The organism is Arthrobacter sp. LAR12-1-1.1 (genome assembly GCF_040676555.1).
GTDB lineage: Bacteria > Actinomycetota > Actinomycetes > Actinomycetales > Micrococcaceae > Arthrobacter.
This window is the reverse complement of record NZ_JBEGIG010000045.1, coordinates 44,422-65,368: the sequence shown is the minus strand read 5'-3', so window position 1 is coordinate 65,368 and position 20,947 is coordinate 44,422. Positions and strand designations below refer to the sequence as shown.

The 20,947-nt window shown below is 66.0% G+C and carries 18 protein-coding genes; 4 read left to right on the top strand and 14 right to left on the bottom strand.

Going from position 1 to position 20,947, the window contains the following annotated elements; translation table 11 throughout:
* Positions 1–39: 39 nt before the first annotated feature.
* The 9 genes from MRBLAR12_RS18915 to MRBLAR12_RS18875 form a co-directional block, all read right to left on the bottom strand.
* Positions 40–1,521 (bottom strand): sugar porter family MFS transporter, encoded by a 1,482-nt coding sequence (locus MRBLAR12_RS18915; RefSeq protein ID WP_414645545.1) that lies wholly within the window; start codon positions 1,519–1,521, stop codon positions 40–42.
* A 26-nt stretch (positions 1,522–1,547) separates the two neighbouring features.
* A complete protein-coding gene (locus MRBLAR12_RS18910) occupies positions 1,548–2,423 on the bottom strand; it encodes a sugar phosphate isomerase/epimerase family protein (protein WP_364747607.1) in 876 nt (291 codons plus the stop codon).
* Between the two features lie 83 nt (positions 2,424–2,506).
* Complete coding sequence (locus MRBLAR12_RS18905; protein WP_364747606.1) at positions 2,507–3,520, bottom strand: Gfo/Idh/MocA family protein; 1,014 nt, start codon at positions 3,518–3,520, stop codon at positions 2,507–2,509.
* 18 nt (positions 3,521–3,538) lie between these two features.
* On the bottom strand, positions 3,539–4,450 hold the full coding sequence (locus MRBLAR12_RS18900; RefSeq protein WP_229995908.1) for a sugar phosphate isomerase/epimerase family protein: 912 nt from the start codon (positions 4,448–4,450) through the stop codon (positions 3,539–3,541).
* Between the two features lie 202 nt (positions 4,451–4,652).
* The gene (locus tag MRBLAR12_RS18895) at positions 4,653–6,185 is read right to left on the bottom strand and encodes a CoA-acylating methylmalonate-semialdehyde dehydrogenase (RefSeq protein ID WP_364747604.1); all 1,533 of its coding nucleotides are present in this window, start codon (positions 6,183–6,185) and stop codon (positions 4,653–4,655) included.
* 37 nt (positions 6,186–6,222) lie between these two features.
* Entirely contained in the window at positions 6,223–8,151 is a 1,929-nt protein-coding gene (iolD, locus tag MRBLAR12_RS18890) for a 3D-(3,5/4)-trihydroxycyclohexane-1,2-dione acylhydrolase (decyclizing) (protein ID WP_364747602.1), read from the bottom strand.
* A 39-nt stretch (positions 8,152–8,190) separates the two neighbouring features.
* Positions 8,191–9,171 (bottom strand): Cgl0159 family (beta/alpha)8-fold protein, encoded by a 981-nt coding sequence (locus MRBLAR12_RS18885; RefSeq protein WP_364747600.1) that lies wholly within the window; start codon positions 9,169–9,171, stop codon positions 8,191–8,193.
* The gene (gene iolC, locus MRBLAR12_RS18880) at positions 9,168–10,169 is read right to left on the bottom strand and encodes a 5-dehydro-2-deoxygluconokinase (protein ID WP_229995784.1); all 1,002 of its coding nucleotides are present in this window, start codon (positions 10,167–10,169) and stop codon (positions 9,168–9,170) included. Before iolC ends, MRBLAR12_RS18885 begins: the two co-directional genes overlap by 4 nt.
* Before the next feature lie 213 nt (positions 10,170–10,382).
* Positions 10,383–10,787 carry a tautomerase family protein gene (locus MRBLAR12_RS18875; protein ID WP_364747598.1) on the bottom strand — a complete coding sequence of 135 codons (405 nt, stop codon included), beginning with the start codon at positions 10,785–10,787 and terminating at the stop codon, positions 10,383–10,385.
* A gap of 270 nt (positions 10,788–11,057) precedes the next feature.
* On the opposite strand from MRBLAR12_RS18875, the gene MRBLAR12_RS18870 reads away from it, so the two are divergent.
* Together MRBLAR12_RS18870 and MRBLAR12_RS18865 are read left to right on the top strand one after the other, a co-directional pair.
* Positions 11,058–11,420, top strand: a complete 363-nt coding sequence (locus tag MRBLAR12_RS18870; RefSeq protein WP_229995782.1) for an ArsR/SmtB family transcription factor — start codon at positions 11,058–11,060, stop codon at positions 11,418–11,420.
* Positions 11,417–11,899, top strand: a complete 483-nt coding sequence (locus tag MRBLAR12_RS18865; protein ID WP_229995781.1) for an SRPBCC family protein — start codon at positions 11,417–11,419, stop codon at positions 11,897–11,899. Before MRBLAR12_RS18870 ends, MRBLAR12_RS18865 begins: the two co-directional genes overlap by 4 nt.
* Positions 11,900–12,094: 195 nt before the next feature.
* Here the strand turns inward: MRBLAR12_RS18865 and sucD are convergent, their stop codons facing one another.
* From sucD to MRBLAR12_RS18845, 4 genes are all read right to left on the bottom strand, one after another.
* Positions 12,095–12,997 carry a succinate--CoA ligase subunit alpha gene (gene sucD / locus MRBLAR12_RS18860; protein ID WP_018776033.1) on the bottom strand — a complete coding sequence of 301 codons (903 nt, stop codon included), beginning with the start codon at positions 12,995–12,997 and terminating at the stop codon, positions 12,095–12,097.
* Between the two features lie 12 nt (positions 12,998–13,009).
* A complete protein-coding gene (gene sucC, locus MRBLAR12_RS18855; RefSeq protein ID WP_364747595.1) occupies positions 13,010–14,179 on the bottom strand; it encodes an ADP-forming succinate--CoA ligase subunit beta in 1,170 nt (389 codons plus the stop codon).
* A 417-nt stretch (positions 14,180–14,596) separates the two neighbouring features.
* Complete coding sequence (pcrA, locus tag MRBLAR12_RS18850) at positions 14,597–17,110, bottom strand: DNA helicase PcrA (protein WP_414645543.1); 2,514 nt, start codon at positions 17,108–17,110, stop codon at positions 14,597–14,599.
* A 638-nt stretch (positions 17,111–17,748) separates the two neighbouring features.
* Positions 17,749–18,606: an inositol monophosphatase family protein gene (locus MRBLAR12_RS18845; protein WP_364747593.1), complete on the bottom strand. Its 858-nt coding sequence runs from the start codon at positions 18,604–18,606 to the stop codon at positions 17,749–17,751.
* Between the two features lie 90 nt (positions 18,607–18,696).
* On the opposite strand from MRBLAR12_RS18845, the gene MRBLAR12_RS18840 reads away from it, so the two are divergent.
* A complete protein-coding gene (locus MRBLAR12_RS18840; RefSeq protein ID WP_364747591.1) occupies positions 18,697–19,347 on the top strand; it encodes a hypothetical protein in 651 nt (216 codons plus the stop codon).
* A gap of 136 nt (positions 19,348–19,483) precedes the next feature.
* Here MRBLAR12_RS18840 and MRBLAR12_RS18835 read toward each other — a convergent pair whose 3' ends face one another.
* On the bottom strand, positions 19,484–20,506 hold the full coding sequence (locus MRBLAR12_RS18835) for a tetratricopeptide repeat protein (protein ID WP_229993790.1): 1,023 nt from the start codon (positions 20,504–20,506) through the stop codon (positions 19,484–19,486).
* A 217-nt stretch (positions 20,507–20,723) separates the two neighbouring features.
* On the opposite strand from MRBLAR12_RS18835, the gene MRBLAR12_RS18830 reads away from it, so the two are divergent.
* Positions 20,724–20,873, top strand: coding sequence for a hypothetical protein (locus tag MRBLAR12_RS18830; protein WP_229993791.1), 150 nt, complete (start codon positions 20,724–20,726; stop codon positions 20,871–20,873).
* Positions 20,874–20,947 lie beyond the last annotated feature (74 nt).

Genomic DNA, 20,947 nt, shown 5'->3' with positions numbered 1-20,947 from the left:
GCCCCGGAACGAACCCGGGCGGGGCTTGCTGCGTTGGAGCTAGGCGGTGGCGGGTTCCCTGGCGGCCGCCTGTTTGAAGAAGTGTTCCAGGTCTTCCAGGCTCTGGTCCTTGGTCTCCGGGACCACGCGCTTGACCCAGACGATGGCTGCCAGCTGGAGCCCGACGAAGATGAAGAACGTCGCGGAGACGCCAATCCAGGACACCATCTGCGGGAAGAAGAACCCGATCAGGAAGTTGATCATCCACAGTACGAAGACACAGATGCCCATGGCAATGCCGCGGACATGCAACGGGAAGATCTCGGCCATGGTCAGCCACGTCACGGTGCCGATGCACGACTGCATCGAGGCGAGGAACGTCACCATGAACAGCAGCACCAGATAGCCGCGAAGGATGCCTTCCGGGATGAGCATGGAGATGATGCCGATGGCCAGCAAGGATCCTGCCGTGCCGGTCAGGCCAGCGATCAGCATGGACTTCCGGGGCAAGCGCGACATGAGGGACATCCCGACGACGACGGCGACCACCGAGGTCACGCCGTTGACGACGTTGGCGATCAGGGCGCCTCGGTCGCCGAAGCCGGAGCTCGAGAGGATGGAGGTGCCGTAGTACATGATGGCGTTGACGCCGCTGATCTGGTTGATCACGGCCATGCCCAGTCCGACGACGAAGATCCGCCGGATCCACGGCACCGTGAGGTCACGGACGGTGCCGAGCTTGGATTGGTAGTCCTCCCTGGCGGCCTGCCGGACCTCATCGAACTCGGGGGAAACGTCCTCCGCGGTGCGCGTCCGGCGCAGCACCTCCAGGACTTCCCCGAATCGGCTGGCCGACGCCAGCCAGCGCGGGCTTTCCGGCAGCAGCAGCATGCCAAGCCACAGCACGACAGCCGGCAGCGTGGCAATGACCAGCATCCACCGCCACACGTGCGAGGCCTCCGGGAAGGCGTTGCCCAGCACGGCGTTGAACGTGAAGGCAAGGAACTGTCCGGTGACAATCATGAGCTCGTTCTGCGTCACGATTCGTCCGCGTTGGGCCGCCGGGGACATTTCGGCCAGGTAGACCGGGACGATCACCGACGCCCCGCCGACCGCAAGGCCGAGCAGGGTGCGGGAGGCGACGAGCAGTTCGGTGCTGGGCGAGAGCGAGCAGGCGATGGTGGCCACCGCAAAGATTATCGCGAGCCCCATGATGGTCCTGCGCCGGCCGAAGCGGTCCGACAGCCTGCCCGCCGAGATGGCGCCGAAGGCCGCGCCGAACAGCAGGGTGGAGGTCACCAGCCCCTCGGTCAGCGGGGTGAGGCCGAGGTCCCGCTGCATGAACGGCAGGGCACCGTTGATGACGCCGGTGTCATAACCGAAGAGGAGGCCGCCAAACGTGGAAAAGAGCGCCACGCGCCGCATGTACCTCTTGGGATTCGAGGCGCCACCGGCAGTCCGGGCCGCCTTTGCCTGGCCCGCAGAATCAGATGCTGCCGCGGGCGGAACTGAGTTTGGCACCGTTCTGTCGGACTCTGTTATGTCGTACGCCGTTCTGTCGGGCGCCGTCATAGGCTGACCTTCTGGATCTGCTGCTTCATGGTCTCCAGCTGGTACCGGGAGACGTCAGCGGCGTTGTCGTCCTCGGCGAAAACGCTGGACACCATCACCGTGTCGTCACGGTCGAGGAAGCCGATCTCCTGCAGGCCGCCGAAGAACTCGTCCCAGTTGACGTCGCCGTCGCCGATTTTCAGGTGCTGGTGCACCCGGACGGGGTTGCCGGGCGGGTTGGTGATGTAGCGCAGTCCGTGCGAGGCGTGGTGGTCCATTGTGTCGGCGACGTGGACCAGACGCAGCTTGTCGCCGGCGGCCCGCATGATCTCCAGCGGTGCGTTCTTCATGTGGAAGCTGTGCGAGGCCACGTAGACCAGGCCCACATTCTTCGAGTTCAGCCCGCGGATCACCCGGATCGCGGCCAGGCCCTCCTCGACGAAGTCGTCCGGGTGGGGATCGATCAGCAGGTCGATCCCCTCCCGTTCGATGATGGGGAGCAGCTCCTCCATGGAGCGGTAGAAGGCCCGCTCAGACTCTTCGGCCTTCTCCGGCCGGCCGCTGAACTCCGTGTTCATGGTGCTCACACCGAGGTCCACGGTGATCTGGATGGCGCGCTTCCAGTAGCGGACGGCGGCCTCGCGGGCGTCCTCGTCCGGCCCGGACCAGCGCAGCACGGGCAGCACCGACGCGATTTCGATTCCCGCGTCCTTGCAGGCCGCCTTCAGCTTGCCCACGAGCTCGTCGTCGGCCTTCGGGTGGTTGAAGAAGGGGATGAAATCGGCGTGCGGGGTCATCTGCATGTACTTGTAGCCGAGGTCGGCCACCACGCGCGGGAACTCGAGTAGTCCGTGGCTGTGGTGGAACGGGGTGGGGTCAAGGGCGATTTTCACGGTGAACACTCCATTGTGGATCTGGCGGACGCGCGGCCGGCCGGCGCCGTCTTAGCAGTAGAGGGCGCCGGCCGGCAGGGTTCCTAGCGGTAAAGGGCGGGCTTGGCGTTGAGCTTCACGGCGACCTTTTCGCCGTTCTTCTGCGCCTCGACGCCGGCCTCGCAGCAGGCGGCCGTGGCGTAGCCGTCCCAGGCGGTGGGGCCGCCGATCTCATCGCGCAGGGCCGCGTCCACCCAGGACTGGATTTCGACGTCGTACGCTGCACCGAAGCGTTCCTCGAAGCCGGGGGTGACCTCGCCGCCCCAGCGGCCGCTGCTGCGGGTGTACGGGCCCTTGTCCCCGCCGATGCTGACGATGCCGTCCTCGAAGGAAGCCTGGGTGGCCACCTCGTAGCCGAACTTCGCGTTGACGTAGATCTCGACGTCAGCCAGAACACCGGACTCGGTCTCGATCAGCACATGCTGCGGGTCATGCTGCCCGGCCGGCGCGTTCCTCGTGGCCTTGCCGAGGCGGACCTGGACCGAGGTGATTTCCTCGCCGGTGAAATAGCGGATGGCGTCGAATTCGTGCACCACGGAGTCGTTGATCAGCATCTCGTTGGTGAAGCCCGCCGGGGTGGTGGGGTTCCGGTGCTGGTGGTGCAGCATGAGCAGCTCACCGAGTTCGGAGTCGCGGATGATCTTGCCAAGCGCGGCGTATTCGGCGTCGAAGCGGCGCATGAAGCCGACCTGGATGCGTTTGCGGCCCAGCTTCTGCTCGGCCTCGACAACCTTCCAGGAGGACGTGGCGTCCGGGGTGAGCGGCTTCTCGCAGAGGATCGGGATGTCCTTGGCGATCGCCTTGAGCAGGATGTCCTCGTGCAAGAAGCCGGGGGTGGCGATCAGCACGGCGTTGACGTCGCCGTTGTTGAGGGCTTCCTCGGCGTCGGCCAGGGCAACGGCGCCCGGGATGCCCTCGATGGCGGCCTGCGCCCGGGCGAGGTCGACGTCTACGACGGCGGCGACTTCCGCGCCGTGGATGCGGGTGCTGAGCCGCTGGATGTGGTCTGCGCCCATACGGCCGGCGCCGATGACGGCCACGCGGAGGATCTTTGTCATGGTGGGTTCCTTCGGGTTCTAGTTGACGGCGGTGCGGGAGCCGCAGGAGAGCAGGTAGTTGCGGGTGCGCTTGGCGATCGGCATCGGAACGTCGAAGGCCACGGGGTACATGTCCTGTTCCACAATGCCAAAGATCGGCCGGTTCAGGGCCTCCACGGCTTCGATGACGGCGCGCAGGTCCGGCAGGCCGTTCGGCGGTTCGGTCATGACGCCGGCCAGGTTGGCGGCGGCCCAGGTCATGTTTTCGGCGTTGACCTTTTTGAGGATGTCCGGGTTGATCTGCTTCAGGTGCAGGTAGCCGATCCGGTCCGGGTAGTTCTTGATCAGCTCAAGGCTGGAGGCCCCGCAGTATTCGGCGTGGCCGGTGTCCAGGCAGAGGTTGAGGTACTTGGCGTCCGTTGCGGCGAGCAGGGTTTCGATGTCCTCCTGCGCGCCGACGTGGGAGTCGGCATGCGAGTGGAACTGCTGCTTCAGGCCGAAATCCTCCAGCAGCGTCTTGCCGAGGCGGTTGTGGCCTGTGAAGAGGTCGCTCCACGCCTTTTCGGTGAGCTCGCCGCTCTCCACGGCTTCCCCGGTGACGTCGTCGCGCCACATGGCCGGGATGACCACGATGTGTTCCCCGCCCATCGCTGCCGTGAGTTCGGCGACCTTGCGGGCCGGTTCCCACGCGGTGTCCCACTGGTCCAGGCCGCGGTGGAAGGCCGTGAACACGGTGCCGGCCGAGATCTTCAGGTCACGCTGTTTGAGCTCTTCGGCGAGGCGGGCCGGATCGGTGGGGAGGTAGCCGTAAGGGCCCAGCTCGATCCACTTGTAGCCGGATTCGGCGACCTCGTCGAGGAAGCGTTCCCACGGGGTCTGCTTGGGGTCATCCGGGAACCAGACGCCCCAGGAGTCCGGCGCGGTGCCAATGATCAGCTTGTTGTCAGTCATTCCGATTCCTTCTCATCGATTGCTCCGCAAGTGCCCTTTTGGACGTTCAAAACGGCGGCTACGGAGCAGTCGATCGTGGTTGTTGGGCGGGCCCACGCCGCCAGGGTTCCCTGGCCGTGGGGCCCCACCGGCGAGGGCCCCTGCCTGAGCTTGCGAAGGCTGGGAGCCGGTGGACTTGCGAGGCCAGGGTGGCGGTGGGGAGTCAGTTGGAGGGGAAGTTGTAGGAGGCGCCGGAGGCGTGGGTGGGTTCGGGCCACCGGGAGGTGACCACCTTGCCGCGGGTGTAGAAGGACACGCCCTCGGGGCCGTAGATGTGCTTGTCGCCGAAGAGCGAGGCCTTCCAGCCGCCGAAGGAGTGGTATGCCACGGGCACGGGCAGCGGGACGTTGATGCCGATCATGCCCACAGTGACGGAGCGCTGGAACTTCCGCGCCGCGGCGCCGGAGGAGGTGAAGATCGCGGTGCCGTTACCGTAGGGGTTGGCGTTGATCAGGGCGATGCCGGCGTCGAGGTCCTCCACGCGGACCACCACGAGGACGGGTCCGAAGATTTCCTCGGTGTAGGCGGTCATTTCGGTCTTGACGTGGTCCAGGACGGTCGGGCCGACCCAGAAGCCGTCTTCGTGGCCGGGGACCACGAGGTCGCGGCCGTCCACCACCATGGCGGCGCCGGCCGTTTCGGCTTCGGTGACGATCTTCACGATCCGTTCCTTGGACGCCGGCGTGATGACCGGTCCCATGTCCGCGCCCGGCGCGGTGCCGTTGTTGACCTTGACGGCCAGGGCACGCTCTTCGACCTTCTTGACCAGCAGGTCAGCTGCTTCACCGACGGCGACGGCGACCGAGATGGCCATGCAGCGCTCGCCGGCGGAGCCGAAGGCCGCGGCGGCGAGGTGGTCGGCGGCATTGTCGAGGTCGGCGTCGGGCAGGATGATCGCGTGGTTCTTCGCCCCGCCCAGGGCCTGGACCCGCTTGCCGTGGGCGGTGGCGGTCTCGTGGACGTACCGGGCGATCGGGGTGGAGCCGACGAAGGAGATGCCGTCCACGTCCGGGTGGGTCAGCAGGCCGTCGACCGTTTCCTTGTCGCCGTGCAGGACCTGGAAAACGCCGTCGGGCAGGCCCGCGTCCTTCCACAGCTTGGCGAGCAGCATGGAGGCGGAGGGGTCGCGCTCGGAGGGCTTGAGGATGAAGGCGTTGCCGGTGGCGATCGCCATCGGGGCCATCCACAGCGGCACCATGACCGGGAAGTTGAACGGGGTGATGCCGGCGACGACGCCGAGGGGCTCGCGGAAGGAGAAGACGTCGATGCCGGTGGAGACCTGGTCCGAGTAGTCGCCCTTGAGCAGCTGCGGGATGCCGCAGGCGAATTCGATGACCTCCAGGCCGCGGCCGATCTCGCCCTTCGCGTCGGAGAGGACCTTGCCGTGCTCGGCGGTGATCAGCTCGGCGAGCTCGTCCACGTGGGCTGCGACGAGTTCGCGGAACTTGAACAGCACGGCGGTGCGCTTGGCCAGGGAGATGTCGCCCCAGGAATCGGCAGCTTTGCGGGCCGCGGCGACGGTGGCGTCGAGATCTTCACGGTTGGCCAGCCGCAACTCTGCGGAGACGGCGCCGGTGGCGGGGTTGTAGACGGGCTGGGTGCGGGTGCCCACGCCTGCGGTTTCGGCGCCGTTGATGAAGTGGTGGATGGTTTTGGTGCTCTGGTCAGTGGTGCTCTGGTGCGTGGTGGTAGTCATGGGACTCTTCCTTGAGTGGTTGAAGTTCGAGGGGGGATCAGCCGAGCAGCTTGCGCTGGCGGCCCTTGTGGTCGGTGTAGGTCTGGAAGGCCTGCTTCGTGGAGTCGAGCTCGGAGACCTGGGAGACCGGAACGTCCCACCACGATTCGGAGCTGGGGGCGTCCAGCAGCGGGTCGGATTCGACGTGGATGACGATCGGGCCGCCGCGTTCGGGGGCGGCCTTGGCGTCGCGGATGGCCTGTTCGAGCTCCGCGATGACCTTCTCCCCCGGTTCGATCCGGATCACCTTCACGCCGAGGCTTTCGGCGTTCAGGGCCAGGTCCACCGGGAGCCGGTCGCCGTCGTCGAAGCTGTGCTGCTCCTCGTCCAGGGCGCGGTACTGGGTGCCGAAGCGCTGGGAGCCGAGGGACTCGGAGAGCGAGCCGATCGAGGCGTAGCCGTGGTTCTGGATCAGGACCACGATCAGCTTGATCCGCTCGGCGACGGCGGTCACGAGTTCGGTGTGCATCATCAGGTAGGAACCGTCCCCCACCATCACGACGACGTCGCGCTGCGCCCCGCCCTTCGCGGCCTCGGCGAGGGCTGCGCGCTTGACGCCGAGGCCGCCCGGGATCTCGTAGCCCATGCAGGAGTAGGCATATTCGACGTGGTAGCCGAACGGGTCCCGGACGCGCCACATCTTGTGCAGGTCACCGGGGAGCGAGCCCGCGGCGCAGATGACGACGTCCTGGGCGTCCATGGCGCGGTTCGTGGCGCCGATGATCTCGTTCTGCGCCGGCAGGGGCGTGAAGCGGGTGTCGAACGCCTCGTCCACGGTGGCGTCCCAGCGCTTCTTCTCCGCCGCGATCTGCTGCTCGAGGTCCGCGCCGATCCGGTAGCCGCCGAGGGCCTGGTTCAGCTTCACCAGGGCCCTGCGGGCGTCCGCCACGATCGGCAGCGAGGTGCCGTGCTTGTAGGCGTCGATCGCGGCGACGTTGATGTTGATGAACTTAACGTCCGGGTTCTGGAACGCCGTCCGGGACGCGGTGGTGAAGTCCTCGTACCGGGTGCCGATGCCGATGATCAGGTCCGCACCGGCTGCGATGGCGTTCGCCGCCGTCGTGCCGGTGGAGCCGATCGCGCCGAGGGAGAACTTGTGGTCCCAGGGCAGGACGCCGACGCCGGCCTGGGTGTTGCCCACCGGGATGCCGGTCAGCTCGGCCAACCTGGCGAGTTCCTCGTTGGCGTAGGCGTAGAGCACCCCGCCGCCGGCGATGATCAGCGGGCGCTTGGCGGCACGGATGGCCTCGGCGGCGCGGCGGATGTCCTCGTCGTCGGCGTCCGGACGGCGGATCCGCCATTCGCGTTCGGCAAGGAACTCCTCGGGCACGTCGAAAGCCTCGGCCTGGACGTCCTGGGGCAGCGAGATCGTGACCGCTCCGGTCTCGGCCGGGTCGGTGAGGACGCGGAGGCCGTGGTGGAACGCGGAGAACAGTTGCTCGGGCCGGGAGACGCGGTCAAAGAACTTGGACAGCGGACGGAAGGCATCGTTGACGGTGATGTCGTAGGCGTAGGGCTGTTCGAGCTGCTGCAGCACGGGGTCTGCGGCGCGGGTGGCGAACGTGTCACTCGGCAGCAGCAGGACGGGCAGCCGGTTGGTGGTGGCCAGCGCCGCGCCGGTGAGCAGGTTCGAGGAACCCGGGCCGATCGAGGTGCTGATCGCGAAGGTCTGGCGGCGCCGGGTGTGGCGGGCGAAGCCGACGGCCTGGTGGGACTGGGCCTGTTCGTTGCGGCCCTGGTAGTACGGCATGATCGTCGGATCGAGCTGCTGGTACTGCTTGAGGGCCTGGCCGACGCCGGCAACGTTGCCGTGGCCAAAGATGCCGAACGTGCCCGGAATCAGGCGTTCCCGGAAGTCCTGGCCGCCGACCGAATCGACGGTGTACTGCTTGGACAGGTATTCGACGACGGCCTGGGCGACCGTCATCCTGCGTGTTCCTGGTGCAGTGCTGATTCCCATGGGAAGTTACTCCGATACTTCTTCGGTGCGGGTGGATTCGGTGTGGCCTGGCTTCGTGCGCGTGGATTCGGTGTGGTGCAGCAGCGAGGCAGCGGTTGCCACGGCTCCGGCGACGTCACCGTCCTGCGGGTAGAGCAGCGTCCGGCCCACGGTCAGGCCCTGGACGCCGGGCAAGGCGAGGGCGGCCTGCCAGCTGGAGAACACGTCGTCCTGGCTGCCCTCCGGGTCGCCGCCCAGGAGCACGGTGGGCATGGTGGTGGACGCCATGACGCGTTCCATCTCGGCCACCACGGGGAGCTTCATCCAGGTGTAGGCGCTGCTCGCGCCGAGGCCTTCGGCGATGGCGACTGACTTGATGACGGCGTTGGTGGAGAGGTCATTGCGGACCTTGCCGTTCTCGCGGACGGAGAGGAACGGCTCCACCATGGCGATCAGCTTGCGCTCTGCGAGGGAGTCGATCGCCCTCGCGGTCGCTTCGAGGGTGGCTACCGTGTCCGGATCGCCGAGGCAGATGCGGGTGAGCATCTTGCCGCCGTCGGCGCCCAGGGCCTGGAGCGCGGCCGCGGTGTGGCCGGTAAAGCGGTCATCGAATTCGTTCACCAGGCCGGAGAGGCCGCCGCGGTTCATCGAGCCGAAGAGCAGCTTGCCTTCGAGCGCGCCGAGCAGGAGCAGATCGTCCATGATGTCCGGCGAGGCCAGGACACCGTCCACGTCCGGGTTGGCCAGGGCAATCTGCAGGCGGTCCAGGAGTTGGCGGCGGTCGGCCATGGCCACGGGATCATTGCCGACGGCGAGGGCCCCGCGGGCGGGGTGGTCGGCCGCGACGATGAAGTTCTGCCGATGGGCCCTGACGCCGGGGTGGCGGCGGCGTGCCTTGGCAGCGCGCGCAATCGCTTCCGGGTCTTCGAGCCGGATGATGCTCAGGTGCTCGTAGCGGCGGGGATCATCGTTCACCGCGAGGGCGGCGGAGGCGGTGTGGACACTCACAGTATTGCTCCTTCGGTGGCGTAGGTACCCGGCACGAGGCGGCCGCGTTCGGCGAGCAGGCCGGTGACTTCCTCGGGCGTCGGCATCGCGTCGGCGCAGGACAGGCGGGAGGCGACGAGGGCGCCGGCAGCGTTGGCGAAGTCGAGCACCTGGGCGAGCGGCCAGCCGGAGAGGAGCCCGTGGCAGAAGGCCCCGCCGAAGGAGTCCCCGGCTCCCAGGCCGTTGACGGTTTCCACCGGCACGGGGGCGGAAACCACGCGCTCGGTGCGGGTCTTGGCCATGACCCCCTCCGGGCCCAGCTTCACGACGGCGATTTCGACGCCGGCGGCGAGCAGGCGGTCCGCCTGTTCGTCCGGGGTGCCCTCGCCGACGGCGACGGCGCATTCCTTGTCGTTGCCGATCGCGACTGTGACGTGCGGCAGAATCTTGGCGACCTGCTCCCGGGCTTCTTCCTCGGAGGCCCAGAACATCGGGCGGTAATCGAGGTCCAGGATGGTGAACTGGCCGGGCTTCAAACCGGTGCGGGGCCGCGCCTCGTGGGCCGTGAGATGGGCGGTCCGGCTGGGCTCCTGGCAGAGGCCGGTGACAGTGGACCAGAAGATTCCGGTGTCCCTGATGGCGTCCAGGTCCAGCTCCTCGGCCTTGATCTGCAGGTCCGGCGCCGTGGGAAAGCGTCCGTAGAAGTAGAGCGGGAAGTCTTCCGGCGGCTTGATTGCGCAGAACGTGACCGCGGTGGGCCATTCCTTGACCGCCGTGACGAAGGAGTCGTCCACGTTGAACTTGTGCAGTTCGCGGTGCAGGTATTTGCCGAAGGCGTCGTCGCCGGTGCGGGTGATGACGGCGGTGCGGCGGCCATGGCGGGCAGCGGCGACCGCCACGTTGGACGGGGATCCGCCAAGGTACTTTCCGAAGGACATGACATCCTCCAGATCCACCCCGATGTCGTTCGGGTAGATATCAACACTGATGCGCCCGATCGTGAGCAGTTCGTGGGTCACGGTGATCGTGGACCTTTCTGGTGTGAACTCGGTACCTTTGCGCAGCCGGAGCTTCGGTGATTAGGGGCCGGCGTGAGCCGGGCCACAACCACTACTTTGCCTTAGAATCCATGTACTGTCAAAGGTTTGTACTGACATATTTACAACATGACACAGAGGGCTGGAATTGCCCCGTCGCGCCGGTGTCATTGCGGCCGGGGAAGCGCCCTGCGGCTACCTGCCGGGGACTCCAAGTTCGCCGGTGACATACTGGGCCTGCCCGAAGCCGAACGACCAGTCGCCCGCGGTGTTCTCGACATATCCGATGAATACGTCCTCGCCGGCGACCCCCACAGCGGCCAGCCTGTCCGCAATGGCGGCATACAGGGACTGCTTGGTTGGCTGGCTGCGCCCGGCCTGGGTGAAGATCTGGATCATCACCACATCCGGCGTCCGCTCGAAGCCGAGCCCGGCATCCTGGGCGACAATCTGCCCGGCGGGGTGTTCCGTCAGCACGTGGAAGTAGTCCCGCTCCGGAATGCCAAATTCGGCCACGATGGCGGCATGGATTCCCTGGCTGAGGCCGCGAAGCTGCTCCGCAGTGCGGCCCTGGTTGACGTCGATTCGCACGAGAGGCACTCGCATCTCCTTCGGTAGTTTGTCCTGACATACTAACAAAGTAATTCGGAGCTGCGCAAGGATTCCGGAGCAGCACACAGCCACGCGGGTCACGCAGCGCCCGTTCCACCAGCCTGGACAGGAGCTAAGGATCCCCGCATTGGGGTATTGCGCAGAGGTGAAGCCGGGCGTAGCGTTAACAACCTAAAGGTTGATCAATGAATTAGTTGATTAGCATCTCATGTTGATTACCGTCTTTTCCGGCAGACACCGAGGAGGTGGGGACACCAAGTGGATTCCAGCGACGACGGCGAGCTCGATGCGGCGTTCCTGGCCCTCGCCGATCCGGTCCGACGCCGCATCATTGCCCGGCTCAGCCGGGGTCCGGCCACCGTCAATGAACTGGCGGAGCCCTTCGCGATCACCAAGCAGGCGGTCTCGAAACACATCCAGGTCCTCGAGCAGGCGCAGCTTGTCACGCGCACCCGTGACGCCCAGCGCCGGCCTGTGCACCTGAACCCCGCACGGCTGGAAGCGCTCACCGCGTGGCTCGACCAGTACCGGCTGGTCCGCGAGCGGCAGTTCCGCAGCCTTGACGCCGTGCTTGAAAATCGCGCCGCCCGAGGCGGCACACAGGCAAAGGATGCATCATGAGCAACGCACTGAAACTGACCATCCCCGAGGGGCTGCCCTTCATCGACTTCGAGCGCGAGTTCGACTTTCCCGTGGCCGAGGTCTTCCGGGCACACAAGGACCCCGAGCTCGTTGCCCAGTGGCTCGGGCCGCGGCAGATGACCATGAGCGTTAGCCATTACGACTTCAGGACAGGCGGCAGCTACCGTTACACCCACACCGCGCCGGACGGCAGCGCGTATGTTTTCAGCGGCGTCTTCCACACCGTCCGCGAGAACGACTTCGCCATCCAGACCTTCGAGTTCGACGGCTACCCAGATGTGGTGAGCATTGAGTTCCTGACTTTCGAGGACCTCGGCGGTGGCCGTTCGCGGCTCAGCGCCCGCGCGGTCTACCCCAGCATGGAGGCGCGCGATGGCATGGCGCAGTCCGGGATGGAGGGCGGCATGTCCGAAGGCTACGAACGGCTCGAAGAACTCCTCACCGGGGCAAAGGTCTAGGACCGCAGGGGCTGGACCCAAAGACTCAAAAGTTCGACGGCGGCAGGCGCCTTCGCCGGGAAGGTGGCCTGCCGCCGTCGTACTTAAAGCCGTAGTACTTAAAGAGGCAACGCGGGGTCACTTCGCTGCCCATCCCACCGAGTGGAATGAACCGCAAGTGACCCCGCGTTGCTGTGGTGCTGTGGTGCTTCGGACCTAGAGGGTCGCGAAGACCTCGCGCAGGAGCTTGGCGGTCTCGGACGGCGTCTTGCCGACCTTGACGCCGGCAGCCTCGAGGGCTTCCTTCTTGGCCTGGGCGGTGCCCGCGGAACCCGAGACGATGGCGCCTGCGTGGCCCATGGTCTTGCCTTCCGGAGCGGTGAAGCCGGCCACGTAGCCAACAACGGGCTTCGTGACGTGTGCCTTGATGTAGTCCGCGGCACGCTCTTCGGCGTCGCCACCGATTTCGCCGATCATGACGATCGCCTTGGTCTCCGGGTCGGCCTCGAACGCTTCGAGGGCGTCGATGTGGGTGGTGCCGATGACCGGGTCGCCGCCGATGCCGATGGCGGTGGAGAAGCCGAGGTCGCGCAGTTCGTACATCATCTGGTAGGTCAGGGTGCCCGACTTGGAGACGAGGCCGATGGGGCCCTTGCCCGTGATGTTCGCCGGGGTGATGCCGACGAGCGCCTCACCCGGGGTGATGATGCCGGGGCAGTTCGGTCCGATGATCCGGGTGACCTGCTTGCCGTTGGCGTCGACCTTGGACTGGGCCAGTGCCCAGAACTCGGCGGAGTCCTGGACCGGCACGCCTTCGGTGATGACCACGACGAGGCCGATGCCGGCCTCGATGGCTTCAACGACGGCGTCCTTGGTGAATGCCGGCGGCACGAAGACGATGGAAACGTCAGCGCCGGTTTCCGCCATGGCTTCCTTGACGGTGCCGAAAACGGTGATCTCGGTGTCGCCGTGCAGGACCGTGGTGCCGGCCTTACGGGCGTTGACGCCGCCAACAACGTTGGTGCCGGCCTTGAGCATCAGGGCGGTGTGCTTGGTGCCTTCGCCGCCAGTGATGCCCTGGACGATGACCTTGGAGTCCTTGTTCAGATAAATAGACATAGTCGAGTCCCTCTACTTCGCTGCGTTGGCGAGCTCGGCAGCCTTGTCGGCGCCGTCGTCCATGGTGGCGGCCAGAGTAACCAGCGGGTGGTTGGCTTCGGCCAGGATGCGGCGGCCTTCCTCAACGTTGTTGCCGTCAAGGCGGACTACCAGCGGCTTGTTCGCGGAGTGGCCCAGCTCGGCCAGTGCACCGACGATGCCCTTGGCGACGGCGTCACAGGCGGTGATGCCGCCGAAGACGTTGACGAAGACGGACTTGACCTGCGGGTCGCCCAGGATGACGTCGAGGCCTGCTGCCATGACCTCGGCAGAAGCTCCACCGCCGATGTCCAGGAAGTTGGCGGGCTTGACGTTGCCGTGGTTCTCGCCGGCGTAAGCAACGACGTCGAGGGTGGACATGACCAGGCCGGCACCGTTACCGATGATGCCGACTTCGCCGTCCAGCTTGACGTAGTTGAGGTCCTGAGCCTTGGCCTTGGCCTCGAGGGGGTCAGCAGCGTCCTTGTCTTCAAGGTGAGCGTGCTTGGGGTGGCGGAAGTCGGCGTTCTCGTCGAGGGAGACCTTGCCGTCGAGGGCAACGATGTCACCGGCACCGGTCAGGACCAGCGGGTTGACCTCCACGAGGGTGGCGTCTTCCTTCTTGAAAACGTCCCAGAGCTTCAGGATTACGCTGGCGACCTTGCCGCGCATTTCCTCAGCGAAGCCTGCGGCGGCGACGATTTCGTCGGCCTTGGCCTGGTCGATGCCTACGGCCGGGTCGATCGAGATCTTGGCCAGGGCGTCGGGGCGCTCAACGGCGAGCTGCTCGATTTCCATGCCGCCTTCAACCGAGCACATGGCCAGGTAGTTGCGGTTGGCCCGGTCCAGAAGGACGGAGAAGTAGTATTCCTCAGCGATGTCTGCGCCCTGGGCGATCATCACGCGGTGAACGGTGTGGCCCTTGATGTCCATCCCGAGGATGTTGGTGGAGTGTTCAAACGCTTCGTCAGCGGTCTTCGCGACCTTGACGCCGCCGGCCTTGCCGCGGCCTCCGGCCTTGACCTGCGCCTTTACGACAGTTACGCCGCCGATTTTCTCGGCAGCTGCCTTTGCTTCTTCAGGGGTGTGCGCCACGATGCCAGCAAGCACGGGTACACCGTGCGCCTCGAACATATCGCGCGCCTGATATTCAAACAGGTCCACGGTTTAGTGTCCTTCTACGTCGAAGTAGTTTCTGTACAGCCGGACCCCACGTACTCGCGGTTACCGGGCTGCGGAATAAACGCACCCTGCGACAAGCTTGGAAACGAGCCACACGGCGCAATGCTCCTTTGGGAACTCTAGTCCTTCGATCGGACCAGCCCGTTCCAGAGTACCGGTTATGTGAGTAAGGACACTATTCTATGGAGCGTAGAAAAACCCCTAGATTACGGGGTTTTTGGGGTGTCCGACGGCGTGCCGAAGGCCTGCGCGGCCGTGGCAGATGCGCGTTCGTAACCTCGGCGGGAAGAGGGCGGCGGCGGCCAGAACCGGCTTCCGGTGCCGGCGCGGACCGGCCTCCCCGGCTCCGCCGTGCGCGTTCAGCTAGGCGTCCAGCTGTGCGTCCATCTGTGCGTTCAGCTAGGCGTCCAGCTTGGTCAGCGGTGCGTAGCGCAGCAGCAGCCGCTTCTCGCCGACGTCGAACTTCACCTTGGCGACCGTCTTGTCCCCGGCGCCCTCCACCGCCAGGACGGTGCCGTTGCCGAAACTGGTGTGGTTGACCTTGTCCCCCACGCTGACGGCGACGACTTCCTTCTGCGGCTGGACCCGGTTCTTGGCCACCGCGGCGGGAACATCGGCGTTGAAGCCCGCGGACGGGCTGGCACCGGCGCCGCGGGCGGTCCCTGCGCCCCAGAACGATCCGCCGTAGCGGCTGGAACCGATCCCGGCACCGCTACCCCATCCTCCGCTCTGGCGGCTGGCGCCTTCCCGCTTCCATTCGACGAGCTCGGCCGGGATCTCCTCGATGAACTGGCTCGCGGGGTTGTACTGGCTCTGGCCCCACATGCTGCGCACCTCGGAGCGGGTCAGGTACAGCCGTTTCCGGGCCCGGGTCAGGCCCACGTAGGCCAGCCGGCGTTCCTCGGCCAGTTCCTTGGGATCCGTGGCGGAGCGCTGGTGCGGGAACAGCCCGTGCTCCATGCCGGTCAGGAACACGACCGGGAATTCCAGGCCCTTGGCGGTGTGCAGGGTCATCAGGGTGACGACTCCGAGCCGCTTGGCTTCGGCGACGGCGGCCGCCAGGTCTTCGGCGTCACCGCCGGGGGCGTCCGGGATCTGGTCGGCGTCGGCCACGAGGGAGACCTGCTCCAGGAAGGCTCCGAGGGAGCCTTCGGGGTTGTCGCGTTCATATTCGCGGACGACGGCGACCAGCTCGGCGAGGTTTTCCACCCGTGATTCGTCCTGCGGGTCGGTGCTGGAGCGCAGCCCGGCGAGGTAGCCGGTCTGTTCCAGCACGGCTTCCAGCGCCGCGGCCGCGCCGGAGCCGGAGGCCACCTCGGCGAGGTCGTCGAGGAGCTTCACGAAGCCCAGCACGGCGTTGACCGAACGGGTCGCCATGCCGGGGGCCTCCTCGGCGCGCCGCGCGGCGGCCATGAAGGAGGTGCGCTCACGCTCGGCCAGGGCCGCCACGGCACCCTCGGCGCGGTCGCCGATCCCGCGCTTGGGTTCGTTGAGGATGCGGCGGAGGTTGACGTCGTCGTCCGGGTTGACCAGAACCCGCAGGTAGGCGAGGGCGTCCTTGATCTCCTTGCGCTCGTAGAAGCGGGTGCCGCCGACCACCTTGTAGGGCAGGCCCACCCTGACAAGGACGTCCTCGATCGAGCGGGACTGGGCGTTGGTGCGGTAGAAAATGGCGACGTCGCCGGGGCGCAGGTTGCCCTCGTCCTGGAGCCGGTCGATTTCCTTCGCGATGAACTGGGCCTCGTCGTGTTCGTTCTCGCCGACGTAGCCGACGATCTTTTCGCCGTCGCCCTCAGCCGTCCAGAGCCGTTTCTCCGGCCGGTTGGGGTTGCGGGAGATCACCGAGTTGGCGGCGCTGAGGATGGTCTGGGTGGAGCGGTAGTTCTGCTCGAGCTTGATGGTGCGGGCGTCCGGGTAGTCCTTCTCGAACTCCACGATGTTGCGGATGTCCGCGCCGCGGAAGGCGTAGATGGACTGGTCTGAATCGCCGACGACCGTGAGCTCGGCGGCGTCGGGGCCCTCGCCGACGATCTCGCGCACCAGGGCGTACTGGGCGTGGTTGGTGTCCTGGTATTCGTCCACGAGGACGTGCCGGAAGCGGCGCCGGTAGGAGTCGGCGAGCGCCGGGAAGGCCCGGAACATGTAGACGGTCTCGGCAATCAGGTCATCGAAGTCCATCGCGTTGGCCTGGCGCAGGCGCTGGGTGTATCCCTTGAAGACCTCGGCGACGGCCTGCTCGAAGGGATCGTTGTAGTTGGCGCTGGAGGAGTAGCTGTCGGCGTCGATCAGCTCGTTCTTGAGCGCGGAAATCTTGTGCTGGATGGCCTTGGGCGCGAAGCGCTTAGGGTCGAGGTCCAGGTTCTTGGCGACCAGCGTGATCAGGCGCAGCGAGTCCGCGGAGTCGTAGATCGAGAAGTTGGAGTTGAGCCCGACGTTCTTGGCCTCGCGGCGCAGGATCCGGACACAGGAGGAGTGGAAGGTGGAGATCCACATGGTCTTGGCCCGGCCGCCGACCAGCGCCTCGATCCGTTCCCGCATTTCGGCCGCGGCCTTGTTGGTGAAGGTGATGGCCAGGATCTCGCCGTGGTGCGCCCGCCGGGTCGCGATCAGGTAGGCGATGCGGTTGCTGAGCACGCGCGTCTTGCCCGAGCCCGCACCGGCCACAATCAGCAGGGCACTGCCGGCGTGCTTGACCGCTTCCTCCTGCTGGGGGTTCAGCCCTTCCAGAAGTTCGCCGGCGTTCGGGAGCCGCGGGGCGTCCCGGTCCCTCTCGTGGCCGCCCTCGGCGCTGTTTGGGCCCCAGCCGGGAGCGGAACCCACCGCTGCCGCGCCCGTTCCGAGGGACGATTTTGTGGCTGCCGCCGTCCTGGAGGCAGCTTGGAAGGGTCCGTCGGCGTAAGGGTCAAACAACATATCCATGGTGTTAACAAGTCTAGGCGGTGCCACTGACAGCGGCGTCCGCCCCTCGGGACATGCCCTCCCCTGCCCCCGCCCGGTGGACATAATCCCCTTATGCCCAGCCCTTACCGCGAAGAATGAGCATGCCCCACGGACACGGCACCGCGTAACGAGCATGCCCTCTGCCGCCCGTGCCCAGTGGACATAATCCCCCTATGCCCAGTCCTGGTCGCGAAGAATGAGCAATCCCCACGGATACGGCACGTCCTGACCGCGAAAAATGAGCATGCCCCACGGACACGGCACCGCGGAACGAGCATGCCCTCCGCCGCCCGTGCCCAGTGGACATAATCCCCCTATACCCAGTCCTAACCGCGAAGAATGAGCATGCCCCACGGACACGGCACGGCGGAGCGAGTATGACCTCCGCCGCCCGTGCCCAGTGGACATCATCCCCTTGAGCCCAGTCCTGGCAGCGAAGAATGGGCATGCCCCACGGATACACCACTGCGGAACGAGCATGCCCTCCGCCGCCCGTGCCCAGTGGACATAATCCCCCTATGCCCAGTCCTGGTCGCGAAGAATGAGCATGTCCCCCGGACCCGCACCGCGGCACGGGCATGTCCTCCGGCCAGGTCCTGCCGGCGGGAAGCCTAGCCGACGGCGCCGGAGCTGAGCGCGGCGCGCAGCTGCCGCACCGCCGTCGCACCTCCCGCGATGAACCAGTTCAGTCCGTTGACGCGCACGACGTCGGTCGCCCCGCCCGCCGCTTCTACGATGGCTTTCCCGGGCAGCCAGTCCCATTCAGGGCAACTGTGCTGGAACCAGCAGCCGAGCTGCCCGTCCGCCACCCGGCCGAGGTCGCAGGAGCCGGATCCGAACATCCGAAGTGCGGCCGCCGACGTCGCTGCTGCGTGCCAGGGCATGGCACACATTGGATCGGCAAGCCACGTCGGGTGGATGTACGTTGCCGCGCCGAGTTCAGACACCGGGGTGTCAGAACGCCCCGTGCCGCCGGACGCGCTGGGGAAGAAGGTGACCAGTTTTTCGCCGTTGAGCGTGGCCGGCCGGGACGTCCCGCCCAGCCAGAGTTTGTCCTCCTCCGGCTGGAAGATGGCGCCGAGCCCTGCACCGGAGGAATCCTTCAGGGCAATGGCCGAGCACCAGTACGTGGATCCGTGCAGGAAGTTGAATGTCCCGTCGACGGGATCAATGACCCAGGTCCGGCCGCTGCTGCCCGTCACGGAGGCGCCCTCTTCGCCCAAAACAGAGTCATTTGGCCGGCAGCGCCGAAGCTGTTCCAGCACGTAGGACTCGGCGGCGTGGTCGGCCGCGGTGACCACGTCCGAGACCGACGTCTTCTGCCTGCCCTCAAGCCCCGCCTGCCGCATCAACAGCGCCAGCGTGCCGGCCTCGCGGACCAGGGCCTCGGCCAGTTGGTAGTCGTCCAGTGACGGGTCGAGATCTGCGGTGCTGTGCCGGCCAAGCCGGTGTTTTCCTAGTTCGGTCACGCGTTCCAGACTATCGGCGCCCGCTGGCCCTGAACAGCCGGCACGGGAGGCTGTGCAGGTCGGCCGCACAGGACGGGCGATAATGGAGCCATGGCCAAGACACCCGCGCAGCGGATCAAAAAGCACGGCGCTAACGCGGCGGTCCCCCAGCACCATCTCCCGCCGGTGATCAATCCGACCACCAACCGGACACCGCAGAAGGCACAGAGCAACAGCAATCTGATTGTGATCGCCGGCGTCGTGGCCAGCCTCTTCCTGTTCTGGTATCTGCACCTCCTCACCCTCAACCAGCTCACGCAATTGTCGGACGGCCTGGCAATGCCGGACTCGTTGATCGGCGGTTTTGACCAGGGGTTCGTGGAGCAATTGCGCGCGGCCATGGACGCCGACGCCGTGGGCCAGCTGAGCTACGTCCACAAAACGGCCGGGATGCTCTTCCCGCTGATCTTTGGCTTCATCTGGCTGCTGCTGATCGGAACCAACGTGGCCCGGAAATCCCTGCGCTGGGCGCTGTGGTCGCTGCCGTTGCTCTTTGCGGCGGTCAGGCTGTGGGGCAACACCGTGATCGATGCAATGATGTCGGCCGGAAACCTCGACGGCGGTCAGGTGGCCCTGGCGTCCATGCTGACCGTCGCCGGCTGGGTACTCCTGGCGCTGAGCCTCGTCGCCGGCGGTGCGGCCGTATTCCTCGGCCGCAAGGCCTCCGCTGCTTCCCCTGCCACGGGACATGCCCAGCCTTAGCCGCGGCGGCTGGAGTCTTCCCTTGCACCTGACCTCGGGCGCGGGACATGCCCAGCCTTAAGCCCGGCCGGCGGACATCTTGCCATTATGTCCAGGGCTCACGTCCAGCGGAGGGCATGTCCACCTCAGCGCAGGGTCAGGGCACGTCGTTCAGGAATTCAAGGGCCTGCTCCGCACGTTGCGGGGCTCCTGATTTCTCAAAGTGGTCGGCGGCTTCCATCAAGTACTTCCGGGCCTCGGCCCGGTTTCCCAAGGCGGCGTGGGACCGGCCCAGCAACAGAAATACCTCGCCCAGAATTTGCGGTGATGTTTTCTCGGGGACCGGGAAGATGCTTTCGAGGGTGTCGACCGCCGCTTTTTGGTCCCCGGCAAGGAAATTCCAGTGTCCGCGGTTTAGTTTGAGCAGTACGTGATCTTCCTCAGTGCCGCCAATGACGTCGGTGGCCAGCTCAGCGCGTTCGATGCAGCGCAGGGTGTCCGCGTCCGCAACATCGGCTGCGAGCCGCATGGCCGCGGACGCCTTGTTGAATTTTGCCCAGACAGTGAGGTTTCGGGCCGGTGAAAAGGTGGCAGCGGCGAGCTCGTGATAGTGGAGCCCCTCGGCGACTTTGCTGCAAAGGAATGCGACGTTTCCAATGACCCAGTACGCCTTACCTACGATTTGGTCATCAACTTCGCCCGAAATGATGTCGGCCATGACGAGGCTTTCCGCCCACGCTTCGTCAAGCCTCCCGCTGTCGGCGAGAGCCGCAATGAGGGCCTGCCGGGCCTTGACCGCGATTTCTACGTCGTCCTCGTCGTCCATGAGGTCCGCAGCGATCCTGGCCTCATCGGCGGCCTCTTCGAGCAGACCCATGCCCCGTCGGGTCAGGGCCAGGAGGATATGTACCTGGGCCTGGAGCTGCAGGTTCCCGTCCCGGGGTTCAGCAATCAATGTGGCGGCAAGTTCCGCGCAAGCTTCAATTTCTCCGGCGGCAATGAGGCTCTCGGCCCGGAACAACGTCATGTGCCACCACGAAGACGAATCACCTTCGGCACTGGCAATGTCTGCCGCCGCCTGCGCGGCATTCGCGGCCTCGCGGAAGTCGTGGCTGGACCGGAACTCGCGCGCCTGCAGCTCTGCAGCGGCGTACGAGGGTGAAACGGAGCTTTGTTGCATGTCCCAATTATCCGTTGCCGCGGGAGCGGAAACGAACAAACCGCGCAAGCAAGACCTGCGCAGTATTGACTCAGGACTTCCGCAGCTTCGCGCGAATATCACGAATCCGCTCGCAGCGGAACGAATTGTTACCCAACGGCGTGTCGTTTGGCCCTATACTAAATCTGCACCACAAGTCACACGCGTCACATCAGCCTCTTACGTATCAGGAGTCCTTATGAAGAAGACCCTTGCAACACTCCTCGTCGCCGGTGCGCTGGCAGCCGCGGGCATGTCCGCCTCCGCAGCGATTTCTGCTGCAGCCGACACCTCCGGCCAGAGCTCCGTCGCCGCTATCGGTTGGTGGCCGGACTCCATCAAGAAGTAACGGAGACTGCTTTGACAGGCGGCGGGTGCTGGAAGTGATTCCAGCACCCGCCGCTGCTTAACTTCCGAAAATAA